A 3,577-nucleotide genomic window follows, 5' to 3' on the forward strand; every position below is an offset into this window, starting at 1 on the left:
AACTCTGCCCTGCTTGATGCGCTGAAACAGCGCGTTGTCATCGGCGACGGAGCGATGGGCACCATGTTGCAGGCCGCGGACCTCACCCTGGACGACTTCCTCGGCCTCGAGGGGTGCAATGAGATCCTCAACGACACCCGTCCCGACGTGCTCAAAGACATCCACCGTGCGTACTTCGCCGCTGGTGCCGATGCCGTCGAGACCAACACCTTCGGTTGCAACCTGCCCAACCTCGCCGACTACGACATCTCTCACCGGATCCGCGAACTCGCGGAAAAAGGCACTGCTCTCGCCCGTGAAGTAGCGGACGAGATGGGACCAGGCCGCGACGGCATGGCCCGATTCGTACTCGGCTCGATGGGACCGGGAACCAAGCTCCCCAGCCTGGGACACGCACCGTACGCAGTCCTGCGTGACGCGTACACCGAAGCTGCGCTCGGCATGATCGACGGTGGCGCCGACGCCATCCTCGTCGAAACCTGCCAGGACCTGCTTCAGGTGAAAGCTGCAATCCTCGGCAGCCAGCGTGCGATGGAGCAACTCGGACTGCGGTTGCCGATCATCACGCACGTGACGGTCGAGACAACCGGAACGATGCTCCTGGGCAGTGAGATCGGTGCGGCGCTGACGGCACTCGAGCCACTCGGTATCGACATGATCGGTCTGAACTGCGCCACCGGGCCGGCCGAGATGAGTGAACATCTCCGTCATCTGTCCAAGTACTCCACGCTGCCGGTGTCGGTCATGCCCAATGCCGGCCTGCCGCAGCTCGGTCCCAAGGGTGCCGAGTATCCGCTGACTGCCGACGAATTGGCCGAAGCCCTCAGTGGTTTCGTCTCCGAGTTCGGACTCGGCCTCGTCGGTGGCTGCTGCGGTACGACGCCCGAGCACATCAGCGCGGTCGCCGACGCGGTTCGTCAGGTCGAGAAGGCCCAGCGCACGCCGATCCACGAGCCGAGCACCTCTTCGCTGTACTCGGCGGTGCCGTTCGAGCAGGACGCCAGCATCCTGATGATCGGCGAACGCACGAACTCCAACGGCTCCAAGGCTTTCCGCGAGGCGATGCTCTCCGCGGACTACCAGAAGTGCCTGGACATCGCCAAGGACCAGACACGCGACGGCGCACACATGCTCGACCTCAACGTCGACTACGTGGGCCGCGACGGTGCCGCCGACATGTCGGAACTTGCCAGCCGCCTGGCGACGTCCTCGACGCTGCCGATCATGCTCGACTCCACCGAGCCTGCCGTGCTGCAAGCCGGCCTCGAGCACCTCGGTGGCCGCTGCGCCGTCAACTCCGTCAACTACGAAGACGGCGCCGGCCCCGAATCGCGTTTCCACAAGATCATGACTCTGGTCAAGGAGCACGGCGCGGCGGTCGTCGCCCTGACCATCGACGAAGAGGGCCAGGCTCGCACCGCCGAGACGAAGGTCGCCATCGCCAAGCGTCTGATCGAGGACATCAAGGGAAACTGGGGACTCGCCGAGTCCGACATCATCGTCGACGCCTTGACCTTCCCCATCTCCACCGGTCAGGAAGAGGTGCGACGCGACGGCATCGAGACCATCGAAGCCATCCGTCAGCTCAAGGCTGCGTACCCGGAACTCCACTTCACCCTGGGTATCTCGAACATCTCGTTCGGTTTGAACCCGGCCGCACGGCAGGTCCTCAACTCGGTGTTCCTGCACGAGTGCACCGAGGCAGGTCTGGACACGGCGATCGTTCATGCGTCCAAGATTCTGCCGATGGCCCGAATTCCTGACGAGCAGCGTGAAACCGCACTCGACCTCGTCTACGACCGTCGTAGCGAGGGGTACGACCCGCTGCAGAAGCTGATGGCTCTGTTCGAGGGTGTCTCGGCTGCGTCGGCGCGCGAGTCCCGTGCGCAGGAACTGGCGGGACTTCCGTTGTTCGACCGGCTCGAACGCCGCATCGTCGACGGCGAGCGCAACGGCCTTGACGACGACCTCACCGAGGCGATGACGATCAAGCCTCCGCTGGCCATCATCAACGAGACCTTGCTCTCGGGCATGAAGACCGTCGGCGAGCTGTTCGGCTCCGGACAGATGCAGTTGCCGTTCGTGTTGCAGTCGGCCGAGGTCATGAAGGCTGCCGTGGCATTCCTCGAACCGCACATGGAAGCGAGCGACGAGGACGGCAAGGGTCGCATCGTGATCGCGACCGTCAAGGGCGACGTTCACGACATCGGCAAGAACCTGGTCGACATCATCTTGAGCAACAACGGCTACGAGGTCGTCAACATCGGTATCAAGCAGCCGATCGCGACCATCCTCGACGTCGCGTTGGACAAGAAAGCCGACGTGATCGGCATGTCCGGACTGCTCGTGAAGTCCACTGTCGTGATGAAGGAAAACCTCCAGGAACTCAACGCACGCGGAGTCGCCGAGAAGTTCCCGGTTCTGCTCGGTGGTGCGGCGCTCACGCGCTCCTACGTCGAGAACGACCTGCAGGAGGTGTACGAGGGCGACGTCAGCTATGCCCGCGACGCCTTCGAGGGTCTGAACTTGATGGACCAGATCATGACGACCAAGCGTGGTGGCGGCCCGGCGCCGGACAGCCCGGAGGCCATCGCTGCTCGCGAGAAGGCTGCCGAGCGTAAGGCACGTCACGAGCGTTCCAAGCGCATCGCCGAAAAGCGTAAGGCTGCAGCGGTTCCCGTGGTCCTGCCGGAGCGTTCCGATGTCGCAACCGACATCGCGGTGCCGACACCTCCCTTCTGGGGCTCGCGCATCGTCAAGGGAATCTCGCTGTCCGAGTACTCGGGGCTGCTCGACGAGCGCGCTCTTTTCCTCGGCCAGTGGGGCCTTCGCGGTCAGCGCAAGGGCGACGGTCCGACGTACGAGGAACTGGTCGAGTCGGAAGGCCGTCCGCGACTTCGGTACTGGCTCGATCGGTTGACGTCCGAGGGCATCCTCGCGCATGCCGCGGTCGTGTACGGGTACTTCCCGGCGATCTCGGAGGGCGACGACGTCATCGTGCTCACCGAGCCGAAACCGGATGCACCCGAAAGGTTCCGGTTCACCTACCCGCGCCAGCACCGCGACCGCTTCCTGTGCATCGCGGACTTCGTTCGCTCGCGCAAGGACGCCGAGGCCACCGGGCAGGTCGACGTTCTTCCGTTCCAGTTGGTGACGATGGGTCAGCCGATCGCGGACTTCGCCAACGAGTTGTTCGCATCGAACTCGTACCGCGATTACCTCGAGGTTCACGGAATCGGTGTCCAGCTCACGGAGTCTCTGGCCGAGTACTGGCATCGACGCGTCCGTGAAGAGCTAGTGCTTCCCGAGGGTCACACCGTCGCGGAGCAGGATCCCACCGAGGTTGCCGGTTACTTCGATCTCGAGTACCGCGGCGCTCGTTATTCGTTCGGATACGGCGCGTGCCCGGATCTCGAGGATCGAGCCAAGTTGGTTGCGTTGCTCGAACCCGAACGAATCGGCGTCGAATTGTCCGAGGAGCTGCAGCTGCATCCCGAGCAGTCCACGGACGCTTTTGTCCTGCACCACCCGGAAGCAAAGTATTTCAATGTCTGAGTTGTTGACCGAAGTATCCGAA

General features: G+C 63.5%; 1 protein-coding gene. It reads left to right on the forward strand.

Annotated features, from left to right (window positions below; all coding sequences use genetic code 11):
* Positions 1-3,555, forward strand: a 3,555-nt coding sequence (metH, locus tag QM609_RS29055) for a methionine synthase (protein WP_283337652.1), incomplete at its 5' end; no start/stop codon positions are given.
* Positions 3,556-3,577 lie beyond the last annotated feature (22 nt).

Origin of the sequence: Rhodococcus sp. IEGM 1302 (genome assembly GCF_030056935.1) — a bacterium.
In the GTDB taxonomy this organism is placed as follows: domain Bacteria; phylum Actinomycetota; class Actinomycetes; order Mycobacteriales; family Mycobacteriaceae; genus Rhodococcus_F; species Rhodococcus_F qingshengii.